Source organism: Aerococcus sanguinicola (assembly GCF_008726925.1).
In the GTDB taxonomy this organism is placed as follows: domain Bacteria; phylum Bacillota; class Bacilli; order Lactobacillales; family Aerococcaceae; genus Aerococcus.
Window position 1 is genome coordinate 406,627 of the sequence record NZ_VYWO01000001.1, and the last position, 24,630, is coordinate 431,256.

A 24,630-nucleotide genomic window follows, 5' to 3' on the forward strand; every position below is an offset into this window, starting at 1 on the left:
TATTATAACGTGCATTTTTAAAATGTCAACTTTTTCACAGGAATAATAGTTAATTTATTATCTTATTTACTTGAAAGAAAGGGCTTACCCTTTAGCTGCGATATCCTTTAAGCAAGCTGTAATCAAAGCGTTTTCGCCTTCTTGTAAAGTTCTAACATCAAAAGAAAGTAAGCCATCATTTAAACGCGCAATAATATGATCTGGGCTTAAACGCAATTGCCTTTCTAGCTCTGTGCCAGAATATTGGTCATGTTGAAGGCAAACAAGAGAAGTATCCAGATAGACACCTGGGAAGGCGCCCCCTCCTACTTGAGATTTACCGCTAGTAACACTCACCTTAAAGCCAAGATCTAATTGATCAATCTCTTCTTTTAGTCTTTTTGCTTTGGACAAAAGTTCCTCTTGTGAAGCTGTAATCATAGCCAGGGTAGGAATTTCTTTCAAGGCACGGTCCTTATCTAAGTAGAGCCGTAAGCTTGCTTCAAGAGCAGCGATCGACATCTTATCTGTCCTTAAGGCTCTTAGGAGCGGGTGCTTTTTCAAGCGATCGATATACTCTTTCTTACCGGCGATAATGCCTGCTTGGGCTCCACCTAATAGTTTATCCCCGCTAAAGCTAACTAAATCATAGCCAGCTTCAATCATCTCGGATACCGTTGGCTCATAAGGTAGACCATATTCTTGCATATCCACCAGCAAACCACTGCCTAAATCATTAAAGATAGGCAGATCGTGCGATTTAGCTAAGTCAACCAGTTCTTTGTCTGAAACAGCTTCTGTAAAGCCAATTAGGCGGTAGTTCGACGTATGGACTCTTAAAATAGCCCCTGTTTGCTCAGAAATACCTGCTTGGTAATCCTTTAAGTGTGTTTTATTTGTGGCCCCAACTTCAGCAAGATAGGCCCCGCAACTCCGAATAACATCTGGTATGCGAAAAGCTCCGCCGATTTCGACTAACTCGCCTCGCGAAATCAAGACCTCTTTGCCCTTGGTAAGAGCCGTTAACATCAACAGAACGGCAGCAGCATTATTATTGACTAAAAGCGCATCTTCAGCACCTGTTAATTCCACAATGATCTGTCGAATATGATGATAACGGCTGCCTCGGTGCCCCTCGTCTAAATCATACTCTAGATTACTGTAACTTCTTGCGGCCTTAAGCACTTCATCTACCGCATCATGAGCCAAAAGAGAACGTCCTAAGTTAGTATGAATAACTGTACCTGTCGCATTAACTGTACGCTTCAGGCTAGGCTCATAGATAGAAGCTAAGCCTTCCTTAGTCCGCTTAAGGATTTCCGCCTCACTTACTGGCAGATCTTCGCCTGCTAGAATCCTCGTTCGAAGTTCGTCCAAGCTCTCTTCTAAGCACCTCTTAATGAGATAGTATGGATATTTCTCCTGCCATTCAGCCACTTGATCTAGACTTAGTAAGCGATTCATCGCTGGTAGATTAGATAGTTTAGACTTCATATAGCCTCCTTTACTTTTTCAAGACCCGAACATCATCTTGCCGTTTGGTGACGCCTGCCTTATCTAAATGTTCCAGAAGTTTCAGCGCATACTTCCGGCTTGTTTGGAATAAGTCACGGCATTCAGCAAGGGAAATGCTGCCATTTTTGCGAATGAACGCTATAATTTGATCAACTGCCTTGTCATAAATCGTCCGATCTAAATAGGTGTAGCGATCTAATTGGAAAACTTGGTCTCCCACCAGCATATTTAAAACATTTTGATAAGTTGGGTCTTGATGCGTCAATTCTTCTACTTCTGGTGGTGCCATGGCACTTTCCTGCAATACCTTAAGAATTTCTTCCTTAATCTTCTCTTCTTCAGCAGTTAATTGAATTTCAAAATCAGCTAGGCGAATAATATCGTCTTCAACTTTTATTCTGCCATCTTTTTCAAGCTGTTTCGTGATAGTATCTAATTCTTTTGCAGAAAGTTTATTAAACTGTGAACGGAATTCTTCCACAGGCATGCCCCGACGCAGGCTTTCTTTTTCATGGTATTGTTTCAGTTTATCGCACATTTCATTGGCTAATTCTTCATATCGGTCAACCGCCATATAAAAATGACCAAAGGCTAAGAGCTGTCCATCATCTAAGAGTCCGCCTACAATTTCTTGACAAGAAGCCAATGGTAAATTAAGGTAGTCGCTCATTTCTTTAACTGTGGTTAAGCCATGCGCACGGTGCTTCATAAAATCCATTAAAATATCAGCAGTGTCGCCCTCTTCTTTAATTTTAAGGCTTTCAATGACTTCCTCATTAAAGCGTTTATGCTTCTTGGGGTTTGGATCCAATACAATTCCCCCACCGATTGTATAGACAGGAGAATAGGAGCGAATAATAAAACGGTCATCTTTTTTTACCGTCAATTGTTCTTCTAATCGTAATTGAACAAAGGCTTCTTCTCCTGGAAGGATTGCGCCTACGCCTAGGGGCACAATACGGGCGAGAACTTCTCTGGTTCCGATATTTAAATGCACACGATCCCAAAGTTCAATACTTTGTTCTGCGTCTTCTAAACACTTCAGTTTAACATCTAGCATCCAAGATAGTTCAAGTGGGCCAGCAGAAAGGACATCTCCCCTTGAAATATCATCCAAACTTAATTTTGTGAGATTTAGCGCCGTACGATTTCCTGCTTGGGCAAATTCTTGGTCCTCTTCATGAATTTGAATTGTACGAACTTTTGTTTTTAGACCGCTAGGATATACCGTCAATTCATCTCCGACCTGGATGCGACCTTCAATTAAGGTACCTGTGACGACTGTCCCAAAACCTTTGACCGAGAAAGCACGGTCCACATTCATACGAGCTGGTAGATCTAAATCATTATTTTCTAAGTGTTCACATTTTTCTGTAATCAATGCTTTCAATTCTTCGATGCCATAACCTGTCACAGCATCTGTCTCAACAATTGGCGCCTCTTCCAGCACAGTACCTTGAAATTGTTCATGAATGTCTTCTTTAACAATTTCAAGTAAGTCAGGATCAACGCCATCAACCTTAGATAAAACAATGATAAAATCTTTAAGTCCGAGCAAGGTTAGAATATCAATATGTTCTCGCGTTTGCTGCATGATACCTTCATTGACATCAATAACAAGCAGGGCAAAATCAATGCCACTCACACCCGCTACCATATTTTTGATAAAACGTTCGTGACCTGGAACATCGACAATTCCTAAACGTTCCCCATTCGCAAGATCCATATAGGCAAAGCCTAAATTTATCGATAGGCCCCTTTTCTTTTCTTCATCGGTTGTATCTGTTTCAATCCCAGTTAAAGCTTTAATCAAAGTTGTTTTTCCGTGGTCGATATGACCAGCCGTTCCCATGACAAATTTTTCCAAAGCGTGCCCCCCTAATTCCAGTCCAAAGCTGAATAATGTTTGGATCGACCTTCACCTTCAATAAGATATAAACCAGTTCCTTCCCTTCTTTCCTCGGGGAAAAACTGGTTTATATCTTCTGCATTCGTATTTTTTATTCTTAGGGCTAAACCGCAAGCTGCCGAAATAGATTCGGGAGTAGGAACCAAGCGGGCTGAAAAGCCCGCTTCTTTGAATTCCTTTTCTCCTGACATGGCTGCTTGAGCCCCATCAAAAGTTAATAAAAACACTTTCATATGCTGGTTTAAGGTTTAACTACACGGTCGTATGAATACATGTTCTTGACAATTTCTGTCATATTGGAGATATCTCCAACTGCGACCTTATCTTCTAAGCCAAAGTAATTGACACAAGTTCCACATGTCCCAATCCAGACACCTTTTTCCACTAAGCTTTCCAAATCTTCGACCGTATCTGCCCCTTCTTCAACTAACAAGGCACCTGTATTGTAAAATAAAATCTTTTCAGGTAGGCTTTCTTGTTCAGTTAAGTTATGAATAAAAGCCTTCATTAAGGATTTGCCGAGTTCAGGTTCGCCGTGACCCATTTCATCGCTAGAAACAACAACAATATATTTTTCACTCATTATATATCTTCCTTTCAAAATTCTAAACTTTATTCGACAACTATGGCATAGTCTTCTCGCTCTACAAAATGACCGACTTGCCAAGCAGGCACTCTGGCTTCTTTTAGACTGGCCATAAATGCTTCAGCTTTATCCTGCGGTAAGCTAATTAAAAGACCACCAGAGGTTTGTGGGTCATATAAAATATCTGTCAAAAGACGATCTTCCGTCTTCAAAAGCACATCTTTGCCAAAATGGTTGAAGTTGCGGCTAGCGCCTCCCGTACGAATCCCCTTATTGGCACAGTCGTAAGCTTCTTCAATGTAAGGAATCGCCCGACTATCGATTATAGCCGTAACATTTTCTTCTACCATTTCCATTAAATGACCTAAGAAGCCAAAACCTGTCACATCTGTGCAGGAAGAGATTGGGAAGTTTTCCATCACTTCTGCCGCATATTTATTCAACGTACACATAGATTCTACCGCCTCATCGAAAGCAGCTGAACTGCATTCCCCTTTATTGTGGGCAGAAGTAATAATTCCTACACCTAATTTTTTGGTAAGAACGAGTACATCTCCACTATGCGGTTGATTATTCTGTAAAATCCGACTTGGACTCACCAAGCCCATAACCGACAGGCCATAGAGAACTGAATCATTGTGGATAGAATGTCCGCCAGCTAAAACCCCGCCAGCTTCAAGAACTTTTTCAGCACCACCTTGCATGATTTTATCTAAATCTGAAAAAGATTTATTCCGTGGATAGCCCACGATATTCATGGCTGTAGCCACTCGTCCTCCCATCGCATAGACATCACTCAAGGCATTAGTTGCTGCGATCTGACCAAATAAATAAGGGTCATCAACAACTGGAGGGAAGAAATCTAAGGTCTGTATCGCCGCTAGGTCATCACTGACACGATAGACAGCTGCATCATCAGCAGAATCATAGCCGACCAGTAACTGATCATCGTGATTCTTCGGTAACTTACTTAGCAAATCAGAAAGGTGCCCCGCACCTATTTTTGCCCCTCAACCTCCGCAAGTTTCAAGTTTATCTTCTTCGTATTTCACATGATCGACCATTGCATCAACTCCTTGATTATAATATTAACAGACATCGTGCCGAATAATTAAATATTTAGCCAGTCTCACCTATTAATTTACCACTTTTCTCACTCAGACTCAAACGAATTACTTTGCTTTTTGTGATTCTTTTAATAATATTATTTATCTATTTTATTACCTAAAAAACCTTTAAGTAAGGGGTTTCTTTCTGTATTTTACAATCATTACTTGATTTTTAAATGATAAAGCAATTGAATATTCTTTATTTCGTGTTACAATAACTATGTGAATGATTATGTTTGCACATGATCTCTATTTATTAAATAAATCTCATAACTCACCAATAAAACTTTTATGGAGGTCTCACCGTGAATAATACTTATTTAAAACGTCGTGCACGTTGACCAGATTTGTGAACAAGTTTGTTAGCGTTTTCTACCTTTCAATAATTGAAGGGCTAAATTTTAAAATTTGAGAGGTATATATGCAAATTATTACTAACAATCCACAAGTCAAAGAAAAAATCTCTGCTCCGTCTCTAACTATATGCTATATCGATGGTGACTATCGTGATGTTTTGGAGAAAGCTAGGGAGGTAGTCGTTGACGACAAGGTCTCTTTATTAACTCATCCCCTAAGTAGCAGTTTAAAACCCAATGAAACCTTTTATAAGTCAATCGCCCTAACAGACAAAGCGAAAACAGCCATAGATTTAGAAAGCTTAGAGATGATGGAGAATGCGCTTTCTGTATATGATAAATTTTTATCTCAGGAAAAAACACCTGAATGGAATGAAGCAACGCTTAGAGATTTTAGTTTAATTGACTTTGATCTGATTCAACATGCACTCGAGCGGATGCAAATTCCGCCACATTTTATGTAACTTTTTAACACAATTGAGAGGTGAGTTTATGAAATTAGAATTTGGAGAAATTCAAATTAAAGATGTCATTTTAACAAATGAATCTAAAATTGAAAATTCTGTTCTATCCATTAATGAGCAAGAAGTCAAAGACTTAGTGCTTGAAGATGACCGCTTCGCATCGGTTGAAATTGAAATTGCTAAACCTGGGGAAAGCGTTCGTATTACTCCTGTTAAAGATGTCATTGAGCCACGTGCTAAAGTTGACTCTAAAGCAGGTGTATTCCCTGGCGTAATTAATCGCGTAGATACTGTTGGAGAAGGTAAAACAGTTGCCCTTAAAGGCTGTGAAGTTATGACAGCTGGTAAACTTGTTCGCTTCCAAGAAGGTATCGTAGATATGAGTGGTCCTGGCGCAGAATTAACACCATTCTCTAAGAATATCAATATTGTTTTAGTTGCTCAACCAGTTGAAGGCATTGAAACCCATGCTCACGAAGAAGCATTACGCCTGGCTGGTTTGAAAGTAGCTAACTACTTAGGCCAATTAGGGACTGATGTTCAGCCAGATAATGTTGAAGTGTATGAAACTAAACCTATTTTTGAACAGGCTAATGAATACCCTGACCTACCAAAAGTTGGTTACGTTTATATGCTACAAACCCAAGGCTTACTTCATGATACCTACGTTTACGGTACGGATGCTAAGCATATCGTCCCAACCATTCTTTACCCTACTGAAATCATGGATGGTGCGATTATTTCAGGGAACTGTGTGTCAGCTTGTGACAAAAACACAACCTACCACCACTTAAATAATCCAATCATTAAAGACCTCTATGCTCGTCACGGTAAAGACATTAACTTCATGGGTGTCATTATTACTAATGAAGCTGTTTACCTGGCTGATAAGCAACGTTCGAGCGACTTTACGGCGAAACTTGCTCAATATCTCGGCCTTGATGGTGCTATCGTTTCCCAAGAAGGATTCGGTAATCCAGATACAGACTTGATCATGAACTGTACCAAGCTCGAAAAAGCTGGGGTTAAAACAGTTATCGTTACCGACGAATATGCTGGTCGCGACGGTTCTTCCCAATCTCTAGCAGATGCTGATCCACTTGCTGATGCAGCTGTTACAGGCGGGAATGCGAACGAAGTGATTACCCTACCTGCCATGGATCGCATTATTGGTACGACAGAATACGTTGATATTATTGCCGGTGGTGCTGAAGGAAGCTTGAAGGAAAACGGCGAAATTACGGTTGAAATTCAAGCCATTACAGGCGCTACCAATGAATTAGGCTTTAATAAACAATCAGCTCGTTACGTATAAGTCTGACCAGTATTCAAAAGGAGGTTTATAAATGACTAAACGTGTTGTTCACTACATCAACCAGTTCTATGCTGGGATTGGTGGCGAAGAAAAAGCAGACACTAAACCATTTAAAGAAGATGGTCCTAAAGGCCCAGGTCTTGGCTTAAATGGTCCTTTACAAGATGCTGAAATTGTCGGCACTGTAGTCTGCGGTGACTCTTACTTTAATGAAAATATTGATACAGCTTTACCAGAAGTTATTGAGATGATTAAATCTTATGAACCAGACCTTGTCATTGCAGGTCCTGCCTTCAATGCTGGGCGTTATGGTATGGCTGCCGGCGCAGTTGCTAGCGAAGTGATTACAGAATTAGGCATTCCTGCTGTAACCGGTATGTATGAAGAAAACCCAGGGAAGGAAATGTATAGCAAGACTGCTTATATTGTCCCAACCGGTAACTCTGCTGCTTCAATGCGTAAAGCTATTCCAGCGATTACATCTCTTGTTAACAAAATTTTAGCAGGTGAAGATGTCACTCCTGATGAAGACGGTTACTTCCCACGTCACCGCCAAAATTATCAGGCTGAAGAGCGTGGTTCTTTACGTGCTGTCAATATGTTAATCAAGAAACTTAAGGGCGAAGAATTCAAAACCGAATATCCAATGCCTGAGTTTGATAATGTGGATCCTGCTCCAGCCTTGAAAGACCTGAAATCAGCAACTATTGCTTTAGTAACTTCAGGTGGGGTTGTACCGGAAGGAAACCCTGACCACATCGAATCTTCTTCAGCATCTAAGTTTGGTGCTTACAATATTGAAGGTGTTAAGAGCTTTAAAGATGGCTATGAATCTGCACACGGTGGTTATGACACCACTTATGCCGATGAAGATGCTAACCGTGTTCTGCCATTAGATATCTTACGCGAAAAAGAAGAAGCAGGCGAAATTGGTAAGGTTTACAATACTTTCTTTACCACGGTTGGTAATGGTACAGCAGTAGCTAGTGCCCGTCAATACGGTGAAGAAATTGCTAAACAATTGAAAGAGGATGGCGTAGATGCTGTTATCCTCACCTCCACCTGAGGTACCTGCACGCGTTGCGGAGCAACGATGTATAAAGAAATTGAACGTGCAGGCATTCCAATTGTTCACATGTGTACAGTAACCCCAATTTCACAAACTGTTGGGGCTAACCGGATTGTACCTACAATTGCCATCCCTCACCCACTCGGTAATCCTGATTTAAGTCCAGAAGACGAACACAAACTTCGCCTAGGCTTAGTTGATAAAGCATTAGATGCTCTTCAAACTGAAATTAGCGAACAAACGATTTTTGAATAAGTGTTCTTAACCACTGTAACTTAAATTAATCATGATCATACGCACAAAAACGACTCGTTTTCGAGTCGTTTTTTAATGCCTTATTTTTAAGCGTTTTCTAAAATCTCATTTAAAGCTATCCGGTCATTAATGTGGATGCGTCGACCATAGATAGAAATAATTTTTTTATTAGCCATACGTTTTAGTTCTTGATTCAAAGAAGACCGATTCACTAAAAGTATGTCTGAAAAAAGGGCCTGGGTTCCTGGTAACCTAAAATTATCCCTCTGGTCGCTCGAAGTCAGTAGCCAAAAAGCTAAGCGCTGTGACACCTTAGGATAGCTAACTGTTTGAATGACTTTCTTGTTTTTTAAACAATATTTAGAAACAAATACCAATACATTTGACATAAGTTTTGGATCAGCGTCAATACAAGCTTTCAGCTCCTCAACGGGTAAGCAATATACTTGAGCCTGCTTATGACAATAAATATTATAAGGGTAAGTTGTTGCTCCCCCGTAGACCAAATACAAGGGAAAAGCATCATAGCCAAAGTAATAAGACGATACAATTTCCTTTCCATTCATTAAATATTCATTTGTTTTAAGGCAGCCCGATGCAATGACATAGATATATTGAATCGGATCCCCCAAAAAATTAACTCGTTCACCTTCTTTAAAATTTTTTACTCTTATATCCATTGCATTGATTAGGTCAACACTTTCCTTACTCACATTTTGAAATAGTGAAAAATTTGCTAATTCCTTATAGTACATCCTCACACCTCTAAGCCGGTTTTAAAAATAATGTTTTATAAATGATAAGTTTATTTTATCATTTAAAAACTGAATTATTATTATAAATAGATTTTTTAAAAATAAATTTAAATAAGGGAAGAGTCAGACTCTCCCCTCTAAGTTATTCTTTCTTAAAAACAGTCGGTGAGGCGACATCCGTTGATAGGGCACGTATCGCTCGATCTACTAATTCGTCCCTAAGTCCTTCCTCTCTGTCATCCAATTCAGGATTACCAACAGGATAAGGAATAGCTACAGTTGGTACAATTCGGTTAGCACCTACAGACTCCGAAATAGTAGTAATCGTTGCCATATGCACAATAGGAATTCCAAAACGTTCAATTTCTTTAACAATCGTTGCACCGCAACGTGTACAAGTCCCTCAGGTAGAGGTTAGGATGACGCCATCTACTTTTGCATCTGAAAGTTCTTGACCGATCTCTCGACCAAATTTCTCAGAATTTCCGACAGAAGTTCCTGTTCCTGTTGTGGAGTAAAAGTACTTGTAGATATCTCCGATAATCCCCTTCTCTTTTAGACGATGCAATTCATCTAAAGGTGCAACACGGTCGGCCTTATCATTCGCATAGACTGGGTCAAAGCCCCCATGGACAGTAATAAATTCACCTGCAAGCTGAGTCAGATTTGAGACATCGTATTTAACCCATTTCTGGGCAGAAGCGGATTGCAAGTGGTCTGGGTTACCTTCAGGAACAATTCCTCCAGTCGTGACAAGAGCAATTGTTGCATGCGCCATATCTGTAATTGGACTCGCTGCTTGAACATAATCGAATTCAGGCATGGGAAGCTCGGTTTCATAGCTTTCATTGCGCAAGCGCTTTAATAGCATCTCGCTAGCTCGCTCAGCTCCTGTTTGATTAGAAAAGACCGTTAAACGGCGGCCCTGCATCATAAAGCCATCTTCTTCTGCTGAAATTTCTTTACCAGCCAAGATTTTAGTTGCTAGCTCAACCATGGCAGGTAAGGCCTTACGCATAGAAGCTGCTGAATCACCGGTGGGAACGATATAAGCGTGGCTACGGCATTGATCTACCGCTGGATTTTCATGGTACATCCCAGTAAGAACCGTCGTTTTATCTTTTAGAGTATTTACGACACCTGCACATGCCATCCCATAACGCCCAGCATTAAAAGCAGGGCCAGCGACTACTAAGTCTGGCTGGAGCTCATTGTAGCTTTCCATAACAAATTGCTGGGCAAGTTCTAAATTTTCATTGAAGTAATTATCCCCGCAAATAATCGTATGGGTCACTTCCCCGTCTTCTAATTGCTGGGAAAAAGCCATAGCTGGTCCAATGGCACCTTCAACTAAACGCGGTTCTATATCAGCTTGATCTTCGCCCCCAATTTGACCAAAGAACTGGTTTAAATAATAAAGTACTTTTTTCATTATTAGCCTCCTCCCTAGTGTAATTCGACAGTAAGATTATGGTAACCGATTTCAGATGTAGCTCCAATTACCGCATTTAGCTCACAACTAATATTTCCTGCCTCATCTAAGCTACCTTCCCAACCTCCTGAGAGATTAGCAATGGCTTTAGCATCTCCTAAAACCTCTTCAGCAGCTTCCAAATGGATAAGATGGGAAACATTTCCGGTCGAAATCACTGCCTTAGCTTCTTCTTTAGCATCTGCTAGAGGTTGAGAATCACCATCCCAACCCGAGCACTCATCCGTAATCAAGACTGTTTTTATCCCTGAATTCTCTAATCCTTCGGCAATCATTACTAAGTCCGAATCAGGGTTGCCATAGCCTTCTTCAGAGACAATGACACCATCCAGACCAAGCAACTGGCACAATTTCACGGTATAGTCAGCTGTTCTAAACTTGCCATCCAGAATGGTTAATTCTGGCACAAGAATTGAACTAACGAAAACCAAGTCTTTGCCGTGACGTTTGAGTAATTCTAAGATAACAGAGTTATTTTGGTGTTGGTAGGTCGTTATCTTATCGCAAGCCGCCACACAGTTTCCCGATATAACCGCTCCATCCAATTCCTCCAATGGGTTCAACAAAGTTGGCAAAATTTGCTTAGCATCCACTCCATATATATAACCATCATGGAGGAGACCCTGAGCAATTAACATCTCCACATAGGCAACTCGTGGTAAATCAGGGTATTTTTCCAAACTAGTTTTCACATCTTCAATCTCAAAAGACTCCCTTGAGTTTGGACTGACGCCTTCTAAAGCAGCTCCCAAATATTCACTGGCCTTAAGCCCAACTAGCCGGCAAGCTTTTTCATGTTCGTGCGGTTCAAGGCCTTCTTCTGGCTCAATATTAACAACCACATTCAATGTCTGTGAGAAAGGTGTCCACTTAGCTCCCTCACCCCACATATCAATTATTCCCTCTTGGAAGCCAACAATATCGCCCACAGTAACTACTGCTACGTTCTGCATTTTTTTGGTAGTTCCCTGCCCTAATTGTTCAATTTCTCCAGTTATCCCGGGAAATTGATTCCCGCGACCTATTCTCAAGCGAGGCTCAATCACATCCTTGACAGGAATTAAACGCTTTTTTTCACCCGGTCGAGCCAAGTCAATTTGAATCGCTTTGACCTGGTCAATCGCCATTAATTCAGCTATCATTTCATCTCGATTAATATAGAGTTGGTCGTCTTTGATCTCTGTTTTTTTGCCAAAATCAATTTTTTCAATAACAACATTTTGTAATTCAAGTTTCATTTTCACACCTCTTTACAGGATGATCGGCCTAAAGGTCAGCTAAGGCTGCCATCAAAAGTTCCTGGTCAAGTCGCTGGTAGTCGGTTAAATTTTTAAAGTCAGCTTGTCTTTCTCCCAGAGTCCTTTGATAAAGATCCATTGACTGTTCAATGATCTCATAGCTCTTATCGTGACTCACATCAGCTAAGATAACGGATCGTACAGGAGATAGCATCATCCGTAGAGAAGCCGGCAAGGGATGTGTCAGAGGACGCCAACCGATATGAATCAGATTGCGTACTTCAATTAATACATCCCAAAAGCCACCTTCTACAAAATGCAAATAATCAACATGCTTTAATAAGCTTTCATTATTGGATACAATGATATATTTCACGGATTGCAACTCCTAACTTGCTATTCTCCTTTATGGTATTTGTCATAGCAGACCGTATAAGCTTTAGGGCGGATATACTTACCTTGCCCTTTCTCACCAACTAGCTTCCCTCTTTCAGCCATTAATTGACCTCTAAGATAAACTTTGTCGGCAATTCCTTTTTGTTCAAAACCTTCAAAGGTGTTATAGTCAGTGCCTTCGTAGCTATTTTCTACTGAAATTTTGCCTTCATAGCTTGGGTCCCAGATGAGAATATCAGCATCAGAGCCGGGAAGCAAAGCTCCCTTCTGAGGGTATATTCCACATAGTTTGGCCGGATTTTCCATACAAAGACGCACAAAATCTTGTTTTGAAATTCGTCCTTTTTCGACGCCTTGTGTCCATACCATGTAAAGCCGGTCCTGCATACCAGGGACACCATTAGGAATTTTCGTAAAGTCATCTATTCCACGCTTTTTAGCTTTCTCAAATCCCCCTACAACAGCTGCATGGTCGGATCCAATACTCATCAGAGTGCCATCTTCTATGGCCTTCCAGACCGCTTCAATATGTTCTTTTGGACGAATAGCAGGACCGCATACCCACTTAGCCCCTTCAAAGTTATCTTTTTCCAAGTAAGAAGTATCAATAGCTAGATAGTGTGTGCAAGTTTCACCATATACAGACTGTCCTTCATTTTGAGCCCGTTTTATATTAGCGCATGCACCTGCTGTCGTATTGTGAACAATAAAAATAGGGGAGTCAGCTAACTTAGCTAGATAAATTAAACGCTGAACCGCTTCATCCTCTACTGTTGGAGGTGAAGAGAGATAGTGACCAATCGGCTTAGTCACGCCTTCTTCCACTAATTCATCTTTCAGGACCTCAATCATATCCCCATTCTCGCAATGAACCCAAGGCGTAATGCCATAGTCTTTACAGATTTGCATCGCCTTAAAAATTAAATCATCCTCTACATGGAAGGGAGTGCCATTATAGGCCATAAAGAATTTGAGGTTAACAATACCATTCTCAACCATCTTAGGAATTTCATCTAATAGAGCTTCGCTAGTATCCATTACCATCCCATGGAAGGAAAAATCTGGAGAAGCAATGCCCTGAGCCTTTTCATCCTTATGGCGGTGGAAAGAATTAATCACCGTATCACCCTTGTCCTGGGGAGCAAAGTCAACAATAGTTGTCGTCCCGCCTACCAAGGCTGCGTGAGAAGTTTCAAAACCGTAAGTATCAAAAGGCCCCATATGGACATGTTCGTCAACCCCACCAGGGAAAATATATTTCCCACTGGCATCAACCAATTCGTGGTCTGCTGGGTCAATATGTTCTGCAATCGCTTTAATTTTTTCATCTTCAATGAGGATATCTGCTTGGTATTCAGCTGTTGAAGAAACAATTGTTCCGTTCTTGATTAGTAAAGCCATATTCTGCCTTCCTTTCTTGCCATATATTTAGATAAGAAAACCCGCAAGCATGCCTTAAGGGCCTTACGGGTTCATATGTTAAGGCACAGCCCCAAGTGCTATGCAATTTGTCTTAATTTAATCGTTAGCACGTTCATGCTTGGTATAAACGCTAGGATCAATGCCTTCTAAATATTTAACGACTTCATCAACTTCCCAAACATCAGCAAATTTAGCCTCCATGTCAAAGAGGTTCCATTCAATAACTCCAGGTACACGGTCGCCAACTGTGCCACGAGGAATTAATGTTTTATAGCCATAACCTGTTGAATCCATTACGGTGTGACGTACACAGGCACATGCCGTTGCTCCCATTACGATCAAAGTGTCTACCCCTAAGAAATTCAAGGTTTGATTTAAATGGGTGCCGAAGAAATTAGAAGCATATTTCTTGTGAATAACTGGTTCTTCTGGCTGAGGATCTAATTTAGGATCAATAGCCATCCAGTAATCATCATGAATATCTAAGGTGTGCATAGGAATCTTTTCATCCCAACGTGGTAGATCCCATTGCTGTTCACCCCAATAGCCAGTCGTTGTATGGAAGATTGGAATGCCGGCTTTACGCCCAGCATTTAATACTTTAAGTGCTTCAGCACAGACTTCTTCAGAGTGATCACAAGTGAAGGGATGGCCCTCTGTCATCCAAGCCCTAGCCATATCAACTGTTGTAATGGCTGGCGCTTTCCCTACACCCATTTCACGCATGAAACCACGTTCTTTATAAATCTTACGTGCTTCTTCAAAAGCTTCTTTTAAACCTGCTTCATCGAAGCCATACTCATCAACATATTTGTAATCTGGATTTTGTTTCTCAGTCATTAGTTTTCCTCCTAATAAAATCAAAAGCCGATATCACAGCATTACGAAAGCGCCTCCGAGAAGTAAACACTTGGGCAAGGCTCAAATTAAATATAGCGCTTACATTTTTCCGAATGTTTTCCTCTACACTTATATTTAACCATATGTTTGCTTAATAAAATGTTAGTACTCTAACATTTTATTGTATTATTTTTAATATTTACTCATTTAATATATGTCTTCTATATCCTTAACGATTTCAAAAAATGGCTCTCCTGGATACACAATATGCTGAATCCATTCTTTTTTAATTTGCCAGATGTTAGCTTCAATAATCCCTGGATCTTGCGTTTCTAAATCAAATATCCTCTGCCAACTATCCTTAATCTCTTGTTTGATCTCATCATACATGCCATCATATTTTCTTTGAAATAAATTGACAATGTTTTGGATACCTAAAGCTTCTAATTTTTTGTTGAAAGCTCGGGCATCCGCTTCATTTTTAGGACAATATTGATAATTTAGGACATAATCCCATTTTAGGCTGTCAAAAAATATGATGTCTTCCCGAGGAACTTTAAGGCAGTATATAAGTTCTCCCTGAATAGGACGCTTACAATAATTTTTACTTGCTGTACACCAGATTGGGTAATCAACACCTTTAGGTCGGGGCACAAATTTTTCCGCCATCTGAACAAAGCAGCGATAACGTTCAGAGAAATGATCGGCATCCACACCCATATGAAGTCTGACATAAATCTCTTTATTACGCACCACCCCTGTCCGTTTAAGTTCTTGCAAAGATTTTTCATTCTGTCGGGTATAAAGAGCAATTGTTTGCATAAGGCACCTCACTGTCCAAAAGCATCTAATTTTTCTTGCGTTTTTTGAGCTAAGTCTTCCCCTGGATAAATAATTGTTTCAATCCATTCTTCTTGAATCTCCCAAAGATTAGCCTGGACCTTAAAGCGCGACGGCTCATCAATGTCAAATATTCTTGTCCAAGAGGCACGAATTTTCTCTTCAAGATCTGGATAAAAGCCAGCATATTTACCCTTTATAATATTATAGGCAGATGGCAGGCCTCGGGCTTGTAACTCTTTTTTGAAGGCAGATTGATCAGCCTCGTCACTTGGAATATACAAATAGTTCAAGACATAATCCCATTTTTGTCCATCGAAAAAAATAACTTGATCTTTGGGCACCCTTAGGCAATAGAGCACTTCGCCTTTAATCGGCAGCCGGGCGGTATCCTTACTTATAGCACACCAAATCGGGTATTCCACTCCTTCTGGTCTAGGAATTCGCTCTTCTGCCATCTCGACAAAGCTGCGATACCTTTCAGCAAAATAATCAGCATCTGGCCCCATGTGCAAACGAACGTAGATGCTTTTGTTTCGAATAGATCCTGTGCGCTCTAATTCATAGAGCGAATTTTCATGTTGCCGGGTATATAAGCGGATATATTCCATGTTAAAAACCTCCTATTCAGGACGATAACGGTCGACTAAAACTTTAAGTGCTGTGATGGCTTGGTCGACTTCTTCTTTGCTTGTAAAGTAGCCAAAGCTAAAGCGTACGGCCCCTTGTTCAGTTGTTCCCAAAGCTTGGTGCATGAGTGGTGCACAGTGTCCCCCTGAGCGTACGGCAATGTCAAAGTCTTCTTCTAAGTCTTCAGCAATTTCTGAAGAATCGATATCCCAGATATTAAGCGCAAGAACTGGCGCCCGATCAGCTGTAAAGTCTCCATAAATATGAAGACCTTCAATATCTTTTAAGGCCTGATAAAAATATTGGATTAAAGCGAGTTCTTTGTCATGAATGTTGGCTACTCCCTGGTCAAGAATATACTCAACTGCTGCACGAAGTCCCGCTAGACCATGGCCATTTTGCGTCCCAGCTTCAAGAGCCTCGGGCATACGTTGCGGTTGATAATGATTGTAGGTATCGATCCCTGTTCCCCCTGCCTTGAGTGGACGGATGTTAAGGCCTGGACGCACATAGAGGCCTCCTGTTCCCTGAGGCCCAAGCAAACTCTTATGACCGGTAAAGCAAAGCACATCCACCTGGGCAGCTTGGACATCTATAGGGATGGCCCCTAGGCTTTGGGAAGCATCTACGACAAAATACAAGCCATGGTTATGGGCAATTTGACCTAATTTTTCAATAGGGTTTAGGTTGCCCGTGAGATTAGAGGCATGGGTAAGCACAAGGCCCTTCGTATTAGGACGTATGTAAGCGGGCAAGTCTTCGATGACGAGGCGGCCTTTGTCATCGCAGGGTAACAAGCTGAGTTCCAAGCCTTGGTCTTTTAAGGCATAGAGGGGGCGGAGCACCGAATTGTGTTCCATCACAGAAGTAATCACATGGTCACCAGGCTGAAAGAGCCCGCGGATAGCTGTATTCAAAGCTTCTGTAGAATTTAAAGCAAAAGCAATCTGCTGAGGCGACTCCCCATGCATCAATTGGTTTAACTGACTCCGACAATTAAATAAGGTCCGCGACCCTTCGAGTGACTCTTCACTGGCTCCGCGACCGGCATTTCCTAGATGATGCATGGCATCGACCACCGCTTCAATGACACAAGCAGGTTTTTGGATACTCGTCGCAGCATTATCTAAATAAATCATCAATTTCCCTCATTTCTAAAAAATGGCTAAAGTCCTTCCCTAATTCCTATTAGAAAGCCTTTAGCCATTGGATTCAATTTTATCTTCACTGCTTCTAACTAAGCGTATTTGTCCCTTAGCACCTGGCTAGCTTGGGCAAGCGCTTGCATCTTCTTTTCAATCACTTGGTCCTGGTTCATTGGGCGATTAGAGAAGGTAGCGAAACCACAATCAGGGTTTAACCAAATGCGCTCAGCAGGTAAATAAGCTAAGGCTTCTTCAACACGTGCAACAATACTATCGACGCTCTCAATCTCATCCGTTCTTGGGTTGACCACACCAAGTCCTAACATCACATGGTCAGCTAAGTGTTCATTCCGGAAAAGATCCTTTAATTCCCCAGCTCTTGGCGTTGAAAATTCTAAAGTCAACATATCAGGAGCCACTGCTTCAAAAAAGTCAGATAAGGGAGCGTAAGAGCCTTCTAGTAAGCCGGACTCATCGCGCGTATAATTACCCCGGCAGACATGCAACATGCTTAAGCTTTGGCTAGATCGAATAAGGTCCAAAACAGGTTTAATTAAGGACTGGGCAAATTTTAATTCTTCGTCAAACTTGACTTTCTCTGACAAGACCCCTCAGTAAAAGCCCCGTTTCATGTCCTCAGACAAGACAACCTCTGCAAGAATCGGGTCGTCAATTTGAATAACCTCTATTCCCATATCAATCAAACGTTTCGTCTCATTTAAGATAAGGGTCAAAACATCCTGTCCCAGGTCTTCACGACTAGCATAAGCTTTATCCGAGACCCCTTCCAACCACAATGACCGGGTTAATAAATAAGGGCTGGGTAAGGTAGCTTTCAAGGCTTGCTTGGTCATCTGCCTTAGAGCGTGCATTTCATCCGTATCTAACTTGACATCTGTCACTATTTTACCAGTACAGATAGGATTATTCATTCCCGTATTATGGACATCTCTTTCTTCTAAGCTGCTTTGTAATTGGTCTTTATCATCTTCATTTGTTAAGGCCATAACTTCCTCAACAGACATCAAATCAATGCCATCAACCTTATCTGCGACAAAAGAGATATAGTTATCCCGGGCTAGTTCCCCATTAGTAATCACATCAATTCCAGCAGCCTCTTGGGCTCTGACTAATTTTTCTGTCTCTTGATTAACTAAAGAAAAATAATCTTCCGCAGATATTTTTTTCTGGCGATAAGCCTGGCTTGCTTCCAATAATTCTTCACTGCGCGGCCAGGAACCCATCAGTGAAGTGGAAAAGGCTTTAAATTTTCCTTTCATGTCTAATAACTCCTCTTCTCAAAACTACTCCTTATGCTGTACTCAGGATAGCATTGACTGCTATAAAGTGCAAGATATGCCGGCTTGAATTTATTTCTCCTTGGGCATTTATTCCAAACCAAAGCCTTGTATTTAAGCCGCTCATTTCTTAGGGATTCAAATGGGTGTGGGGACGCTTATACCCCTTGATCAAATAGTCATTGGAGACCTCGTCATAATCAAATAATTCAATATATATCCGATCGGCATTTCCCAGAAAGTAAGAGGCATTCTGGCTAGGAATTTTAAGTTCAAAATAATCATAGATTGAGCGCAAACGTTCAACAATACTTTCCTCTAACTTAAGCAGACCCTGGGGAGACCGCGCAGAAATCGCCACATTAGGCGACGACGGATTAAGCCAGTCTGTTCTCTCAACTTGGTCCATCTTATTATAAACAAATAAATGTGGAATTTGGAGCATGTCCAAGTCCTCTAAAAGCTGGCAGACAGTCTTCTCTTGCGCTTGGGCATGAGCTGAAGACGCATCAATCACAATCAATAGAAGATCAACATCTCGACTCTCTTCCAAAGTTGAATGGAAGGCATCAATGACCATAGGAGGCAAGTCTTGGATAAAACCCACCGTGTCCGTTAAGGTCATCTGGAAGCCATTCTCTAAAGTAAAGCTCCGGGTCAGAGGGCTCAAAGTGGCGAAGAGTTGGTCTTCTTCGTAAGTTTCAGCTTGGGTCAAGCCATTCAAGATGGTAGACTTGCCCGCATTAGTATAGCCAACTAGACCAATCTTAAATTGACTGCTAGTCGTCCGCCGCTCCCGGCTAACTTCCCGGTGCTTCTCCGCTTCTTTCAACTGCTTCTTAATCCGACTAATCGCATCACGGAGGGTTCGGCGGTCGCGCTCTAACTGGCTCTCCCCTGGCCCCCTAGTTCCGATCCCCCCGGCCAAACGCGAGAGAGCTAAGCCCTGACCGGCCAGGCGGGGAAGGAGGTATTCATTCTGAACAAGAGCGACTTGAAGCTTAGCCTCCTTGGAATGGGCACGCAGGGTAAAGATATCCAAAATCAGCTGGACGCGGTCAATCACCGGCCAATCCAAAGCAGACTCGATGTTTCGAACTTGGGAAGGGCTCAAAGCATCATAAAAAATAATGAGATCAGCAGATAGGGTCTCTGCTAAAGATTTCAACTCCTGCAACTTCCCTTGACCAATATAAGTTCTAGGATCAGGCTGTTCACGAGCCTGGGTCAAGGTCGCAACGAGTTTGCCACCTGCCGTTTTGATCAATTCTTGACATTCTTCCAACCGCATCTGAAAATCGCGAGCAGGCTCTGACTTATCTTCTAATAATACGGCAATGACTTCTTGCATACAAGCTTCCTTTCTCTTTTAGTCACTCTTAACTTTGCAAGAAAGCTTTAACTGCTTCTTGCAAACGCTGATAGTTTGTCTTTTGAGGATCGTCCACAAGATCGTAAATCTCAGCTTCCGGTAAGCGATGGCGGATCCAAGTCAGCTGTCTTTTGGCATAATGACGGGTATTTTTTTGCAAGCGTTGAATGCCGTCCTCAAGCCCCTCCTCCCCTCTTAAATAAGGGAATAATTCCTTATAGGCAATAGCCTTCATTGCTTGGGCATCTTCTGGCAAGCCTTGTTGGTAAAGCCACTTGGCTTCGTCTAAGAGCCCCTGCTTGACCATTTCAAGGACACGTTGGTTGATCTGTTCATAGAGTTTTTGCCGGTCCCTAACCAGGGCAATAAGCAAGAGGTCATAGGGACTGTCATGGTCTTGGGCTTGCTTTTGGTCAGAAAATTTACCTGAGGAAAACCGGCAAACTTCAAGCGCTCGGATCACCCGCCGCTGGTTATTGGGATGGATTGTTTCAGCTGCATTAGGGTCCACGTCCTGTAATTTTCGATGGAGAGCCAAGGCTCCGTATTGCGCTGCATAGGCGGCCATTTCTTCTCTAAATTCTGGGTGATCGTCAACTTCTGCCCCTAAATCAAAGTCATAGAGGAGAGCTTCCAGGTAGAGTCCCGTCCCCCCTACTAGGATAGGCAGCTGACCCCTTTCATGGATCTTGGCGATAGCAGTGCTTGCATCCCGCTTGAAATCAGCCACGCTATAGTCTTCATAGACTTCCTTTAAATCAAAGAGATGGTGGGGGATATCGCCTCGCTCAGCTGGCGTAATTTTTGCTGTTCCAATATCTAAATGGCGGTAAACCTGCATGGAGTCCCCATTAACCACCTCACCAGAAAATTTTTGAGCGAGATCCAAACTTAATGCTGTTTTTCCAACACCGGTTGGCCCACAAATGACGATAAGTTTTTCTTTGGTCATAGTCTCTCCTCATAACTGTCATGCATAGTTTTGCGATCTTTAGAGGCTTGGTCAAGCTGGTCTTCTGCAGCTAGGCGCGAACTTTCTGTTATCTGTTCCCCCGCCAAAATGCGGGCTAATTCTTCGATCCGTTCTTCCCGGTTGAGGTCTTTGACTTGAGTGAGCGTTCGACCATCTTTCTCTGCCTTATGGATATAGAGTTGCTGGTCGGCCATAGCAGCTACCTGGGCAAGGTGGCTAATACAGAGAACCTGGGCACCTAAGGAAATTTGATACATTTTTTCTGCAATGGCCTGCGCTACGCGACCACTGACGCCTGTATCAACTTCGTCAAAGACGATGGAAGTCACGCCCTTTGCCTCTTGGAAGACAGCTTTCATGGCTAACATTAAGCGTGACAGCTCGCCCCCAGAGGCCACCTTGGTCAAGGCTTTAAAGGGTTCTCCAGGGTTGGTCGTAATATAAAATTCTACACGGTCCATCCCATCTTGGTAGAAGCGGTTGGATAGATCAATTTGCACCTTGAATTTGGCCTTAGCCATATAGAGCTCTTTCATCTGGTCCATAATCACTTGTTCCAGTTCTTTAGCGGCTTGACTTCTTTCTTCGTGCAGGCTATGGCCTAACTCGAGCAGGCGATCTTTAGAGGCTTGGAGCTTGACTTCCAGTTCTTCTTGGTGGCTTTCCTGATGGTCTAGCCTTTCCAGTTCACTTCGGGCCTGGTCAGCGTAAGCTAGAATGTCTTCAATCGTCTGCCCATACTTACGCTTTAGTTTCTGAATGGCATTGAGCCTCTCCTCTATATGGTTGAGCCGGTCTTGGTCATAGACCATGTCTTCCATGTAATGGTGGATATCTGAAGATAAGTCTTGTAAGCCATAGTAAGCGGCATCCATCTGCTCAATAAATTGGTCAAATTGCTGGTTCATTCCAGCTAAGCGCGCTAATTCGCCTGACATTTGTCCGACTTGGTCAAGGACATTCAGCTCTTCATAGGAAAGGCCAGCCGCGACAAATTGTAAGACTTCGGCAATTTTTTGATAATTTTGAAGCTCTTCCCTTTCTTCTTCTAAGGCTTGGTCTTCACCCACCGTCAACTGGCTGGCATCAATTTCTGAGATTTGAAAACGAAGCAAGTCTAAGCGTTGAGCGAGTTCTTGTTCATTTAAAGAGAGTTGGTCGAATTCATTTTGGAGTTCTTGATAGTGCTGGTATTCTTCCTGGTAAGCCGTTAGATCTTTCTGGATAGCTTGACTCGCAAAGTGGTCTAAAAAGTCAATATGACGGCTAGCATCCATTAAAGTTTGGTGTTCATTTTGACCGTGGATATCCACTAAATAGCTACCAATCTGCTTCAACAAGGCGACAGTCAATGAAACACCATTGACACGGATTACATTCTTACCCGACCGGTGCATCTCCCGGCTGATCAGCAATTGGGAATCTTCAAAAGGAATCTTCAATTCCTCCAGCAAGTGGCGCGCCTCTTCGGCCAAGTCCGGCATAAAGAAGATTCCCGATAAGAAGAAGGCATCACTATGGTAGCGGATAAAGTCCGAGGCTCCTCGGCCCCCAATCAGGAGGCCTACTGCATCAATAATAATTGATTTACCAGCCCCTGTCTCTCCCGTTAGGACGGTCATCCCTTCTTCAAAGTCAATCTCTAATTCTTCAATAATCGCGAAATTGCGAATGGTGAGATGCTGTAGCATGATGTCATCTTCCTCTCCCTTCCGACTAAGATCTAAGCATGAAAGTGCTCATGGGCCGCCTGGACGACCTCCTCTACAGATAGCTCTAGTAGGTTCTTACCCTGACTTCGTCGACTATTCTCAAGCAAAGCAAGAAATTCAATATTACCTGATCCACCCGTAATCGGGGAATAGGTCAGATTGAGGATATCATAACCCAATCCTTGAGCCATTTCAAAGCTTCGCTCCAAAACTTCCAAGTGCACCTTGGGATCTCTAACAATCCCTTTCTTTCCCACTTGGTCACGCCCAGCTTCAAATTGCGGTTTAATCAAGGCAATAACACGCCCACTCTCTTTAAGGATAGGAACCAAGGGTGGTAAGATCAAGGCGAGCGAGATGAAAGATACGTCAATGCTTGCTAGATCAGGTTGGCCCTGGTCAAAATCTTCTGGCTTAGCATGCCTAAAATTCGTCTGTTCCATGACGATGACCCGGTCATCAGACCGCAGCTTCCAATCCAATTGATTAGTGCCTACATCCAGGGCATAGGATTGTTTAGCTCCCGATTGCAAGGCGACATCCGTAAAGCCCCCTGTCGATGACCCAATATCTAGGAGGATCAAATCCTTGAAGTCAATCCCAAAACAATCCCGGGCTTTGACTAATTTCAGCCCACCTCGTGAGACATAAGGCATGTCTTCGCCTTTTAATTCTAATATCGAACTATCTGCTATCTTCTCTCCCGGCTTATCCAGGCGCTCATGTTTTTCATTATAAATTTGTCCTGCCATAATGTAGCGCTTGGCCTTCTCTCTAGAATTAGCCAGGCCTTGACGGACGACTAGGACATCTACACGTTCTTTGCCCATCTTCTTATCTCCTCTTACTTAAAGCTTCAAATAATCCAGAAAATCTCGGATTAGCTGCGTATCCATGACTCCTTCTAAACGACTCAAACTATCCTCACACCGCTTAACTTCCGCTGCCAAGGCCTCTTTGGCGGCATCTAAGCCCAATAGCGCCGGATAGGTATTCTTTTCCAAGTTCTGATCGGAATGTGAGTGTTTACCGCGAGCCTCATCTGTCCATAAGACTTCTTGGAGGTCATTTTGAATTTGGAAAGCTAAGGCATAGGATTGGGCGAAGTTCGCCATCTCTTCTTTAACTTGGTCATTAACTTCCAGCAATTCAAGTGGAGCTTGGAGGCTAAAACGGATTAAGGCCCCTGTTTTCTCATCATACAAGCTTTGCAACTGAGACAAGCTGACTGACTGCCCTTCATAGGCAATATCTTTCATTTGACCAGCTACCATCCCCCGATCACCCGCTGCCTGGGCCAGTTTTTTAATCAAAAACACCCGGCTTTCAGCAGCTAAACCACTATCTCGGCTAACCACCTCGAAAGCTTTAGCTTGTAGGGCATCTCCTGCAAGGATAGCTGTCGCTTCATCAAAAGCCTTGTGGTTGCTTGGTTTTCCCCGCCGATAGTCATCGTCATCCATGGCTGGTAAGTCATCGTGGATAAGGGAGTAGCAATGGATGTATTCAATTGCCTTAGCTAGGCTAAAAGCCCGCTTGGGATCTTGACCAAAAGCTTGGACAGTCGCCAGAATAAAGAAAGGACGGAGTCTTTTGCCACCATTGGTCAAACTGTAACGGATGCTGGGATGAATACTGGTCGCCTCCTGGTCAGGAAATTCCGCCAGTAAGGCCTCCTCAAAGTCTTCGGCATAAGCCTGACTAAAATCTTTTAAATTCATTTCATTTCTACTCCTGCTTGTCAAAGTCTTCAAGTTCATTATTATCATTCATCAATTTCACCATGGTTTCCTCAGCTTCTTGTAAGCTGTCGTTGCAGTATTTGCTTAAGGCCATACCATCCTGAAAATAAGTCATGGATTCAGCCAGAGGAATGTCGCCATTCTGCAATTTCGCCACGATTTCTTCCAATTTCGCCATTGCTTGTTCAAAGCTTAAATTCTCTAAATCAACCGCCATT

General features: G+C 42.3%; 24 protein-coding genes. 3 read left to right on the plus strand and 21 right to left on the minus strand.

Features of this window, described 5'->3' with window-relative positions; all coding sequences use genetic code 11:
• Positions 1-84 precede the first annotated feature (84 nt).
• From selA to selD, 5 genes are read right to left on the minus strand one after another with little or no spacing between them, the layout of a single operon-like run.
• Positions 85-1,473, minus strand: a complete 1,389-nt coding sequence (selA, locus tag F6I03_RS02020) for an L-seryl-tRNA(Sec) selenium transferase (protein WP_070431730.1) — start codon at positions 1,471-1,473, stop codon at positions 85-87.
• Between the two features lie 10 nt (positions 1,474-1,483).
• Positions 1,484-3,361: a selenocysteine-specific translation elongation factor gene (gene selB, locus F6I03_RS02025; protein ID WP_070431731.1), complete on the minus strand. Its 1,878-nt coding sequence runs from the start codon at positions 3,359-3,361 to the stop codon at positions 1,484-1,486.
• An 11-nt stretch (positions 3,362-3,372) separates the two neighbouring features.
• Positions 3,373-3,636 carry a DUF3343 domain-containing protein gene (locus F6I03_RS02030; RefSeq protein ID WP_083290640.1) on the minus strand — a complete coding sequence of 88 codons (264 nt, stop codon included), beginning with the start codon at positions 3,634-3,636 and terminating at the stop codon, positions 3,373-3,375.
• Positions 3,637-3,644: 8 nt separating this feature from the next.
• Positions 3,645-3,986: a sulfurtransferase-like selenium metabolism protein YedF gene (gene yedF, locus F6I03_RS02035; RefSeq protein WP_070431733.1), complete on the minus strand. Its 342-nt coding sequence runs from the start codon at positions 3,984-3,986 to the stop codon at positions 3,645-3,647.
• A 29-nt stretch (positions 3,987-4,015) separates the two neighbouring features.
• Positions 4,016-4,990, minus strand: coding sequence for a selenide, water dikinase SelD (selD, locus tag F6I03_RS02040; protein WP_070431734.1), 975 nt, complete (start codon positions 4,988-4,990; stop codon positions 4,016-4,018).
• Positions 4,991-5,519: 529 nt separating this feature from the next.
• Here selD and F6I03_RS02045 point away from each other — a divergent pair.
• The 3 genes from F6I03_RS02045 to grdB are packed head-to-tail and all read left to right on the plus strand — an operon-like array spanning position 5,520 to position 8,557.
• On the plus strand, positions 5,520-5,918 hold the full coding sequence (locus tag F6I03_RS02045; RefSeq protein ID WP_070431735.1) for a GrdX family protein: 399 nt from the start codon (positions 5,520-5,522) through the stop codon (positions 5,916-5,918).
• Between the two features lie 28 nt (positions 5,919-5,946).
• Positions 5,947-7,233 (plus strand): glycine/sarcosine/betaine reductase component B subunit, encoded by a 1,287-nt coding sequence (locus F6I03_RS02050; protein WP_070431736.1) that lies wholly within the window; start codon positions 5,947-5,949, stop codon positions 7,231-7,233.
• Positions 7,234-7,264: 31 nt separating this feature from the next.
• A complete protein-coding gene (grdB, locus tag F6I03_RS02055) occupies positions 7,265-8,557 on the plus strand; it encodes a glycine reductase complex selenoprotein B (RefSeq protein ID WP_083290642.1) in 1,293 nt (430 codons plus the stop codon).
• 86 nt (positions 8,558-8,643) lie between these two features.
• On the opposite strand, the gene F6I03_RS02060 is transcribed toward grdB, so the two are convergent.
• The 16 genes from F6I03_RS02060 to F6I03_RS02140 all read right to left on the minus strand — a co-directional run bounded on the left by F6I03_RS02060 (position 8,644) and on the right by F6I03_RS02140 (position 24,629).
• Complete coding sequence (locus tag F6I03_RS02060) at positions 8,644-9,312, minus strand: Crp/Fnr family transcriptional regulator (protein WP_070431739.1); 669 nt, start codon at positions 9,310-9,312, stop codon at positions 8,644-8,646.
• 142 nt (positions 9,313-9,454) lie between these two features.
• Positions 9,455-10,744, minus strand: coding sequence for a glycine/betaine/sarcosine/D-proline family reductase selenoprotein B (locus tag F6I03_RS02065; RefSeq protein ID WP_083290643.1), 1,290 nt, complete (start codon positions 10,742-10,744; stop codon positions 9,455-9,457).
• Positions 10,745-10,758: 14 nt separating this feature from the next.
• Positions 10,759-12,042, minus strand: a complete 1,284-nt coding sequence (locus F6I03_RS02070; RefSeq protein ID WP_070431741.1) for a glycine/sarcosine/betaine reductase component B subunit — start codon at positions 12,040-12,042, stop codon at positions 10,759-10,761.
• Between the two features lie 28 nt (positions 12,043-12,070).
• Positions 12,071-12,418, minus strand: a complete 348-nt coding sequence (locus F6I03_RS02075; RefSeq protein ID WP_070431742.1) for a GrdX family protein — start codon at positions 12,416-12,418, stop codon at positions 12,071-12,073.
• 20 nt (positions 12,419-12,438) lie between these two features.
• Positions 12,439-13,839, minus strand: coding sequence for a dihydropyrimidinase (hydA, locus tag F6I03_RS02080; RefSeq protein WP_070431743.1), 1,401 nt, complete (start codon positions 13,837-13,839; stop codon positions 12,439-12,441).
• Between the two features lie 117 nt (positions 13,840-13,956).
• Positions 13,957-14,700 carry an isochorismatase family protein gene (locus F6I03_RS02085; RefSeq protein ID WP_070431744.1) on the minus strand — a complete coding sequence of 248 codons (744 nt, stop codon included), beginning with the start codon at positions 14,698-14,700 and terminating at the stop codon, positions 13,957-13,959.
• Positions 14,701-14,907: 207 nt separating this feature from the next.
• Positions 14,908-15,522: a DUF3841 domain-containing protein gene (locus F6I03_RS02090; RefSeq protein WP_070431745.1), complete on the minus strand. Its 615-nt coding sequence runs from the start codon at positions 15,520-15,522 to the stop codon at positions 14,908-14,910.
• Between the two features lie 8 nt (positions 15,523-15,530).
• On the minus strand, positions 15,531-16,151 hold the full coding sequence (locus F6I03_RS02095; protein WP_070431746.1) for a DUF3841 domain-containing protein: 621 nt from the start codon (positions 16,149-16,151) through the stop codon (positions 15,531-15,533).
• Positions 16,152-16,163: 12 nt separating this feature from the next.
• Positions 16,164-17,309: an aminotransferase class V-fold PLP-dependent enzyme gene (locus F6I03_RS02100; RefSeq protein ID WP_070431747.1), complete on the minus strand. Its 1,146-nt coding sequence runs from the start codon at positions 17,307-17,309 to the stop codon at positions 16,164-16,166.
• 98 nt (positions 17,310-17,407) lie between these two features.
• Positions 17,408-18,595 carry a cobalamin-independent methionine synthase II family protein gene (locus tag F6I03_RS09955; protein WP_284886249.1) on the minus strand — a complete coding sequence of 396 codons (1,188 nt, stop codon included), beginning with the start codon at positions 18,593-18,595 and terminating at the stop codon, positions 17,408-17,410.
• Positions 18,596-18,743: 148 nt separating this feature from the next.
• Complete coding sequence (gene hflX, locus F6I03_RS02115) at positions 18,744-19,964, minus strand: GTPase HflX (protein ID WP_070431750.1); 1,221 nt, start codon at positions 19,962-19,964, stop codon at positions 18,744-18,746.
• A 28-nt stretch (positions 19,965-19,992) separates the two neighbouring features.
• On the minus strand, positions 19,993-20,937 hold the full coding sequence (gene miaA / locus F6I03_RS02120; RefSeq protein ID WP_070431751.1) for a tRNA (adenosine(37)-N6)-dimethylallyltransferase MiaA: 945 nt from the start codon (positions 20,935-20,937) through the stop codon (positions 19,993-19,995).
• The gene (gene recN / locus F6I03_RS02125) at positions 20,934-22,649 is read right to left on the minus strand and encodes a DNA repair protein RecN (RefSeq protein ID WP_070431752.1); all 1,716 of its coding nucleotides are present in this window, start codon (positions 22,647-22,649) and stop codon (positions 20,934-20,936) included. Before recN ends, miaA begins: the two co-directional genes overlap by 4 nt.
• Before the next feature lie 32 nt (positions 22,650-22,681).
• Positions 22,682-23,500, minus strand: coding sequence for a TlyA family RNA methyltransferase (locus tag F6I03_RS02130; protein WP_070431753.1), 819 nt, complete (start codon positions 23,498-23,500; stop codon positions 22,682-22,684).
• Positions 23,501-23,518: 18 nt separating this feature from the next.
• On the minus strand, positions 23,519-24,391 hold the full coding sequence (locus F6I03_RS02135; RefSeq protein ID WP_070431754.1) for a polyprenyl synthetase family protein: 873 nt from the start codon (positions 24,389-24,391) through the stop codon (positions 23,519-23,521).
• Between the two features lie 7 nt (positions 24,392-24,398).
• On the minus strand, positions 24,399-24,629 hold the full coding sequence (locus tag F6I03_RS02140) for an exodeoxyribonuclease VII small subunit (protein ID WP_070431755.1): 231 nt from the start codon (positions 24,627-24,629) through the stop codon (positions 24,399-24,401).
• Position 24,630 lies beyond the last annotated feature (1 nt).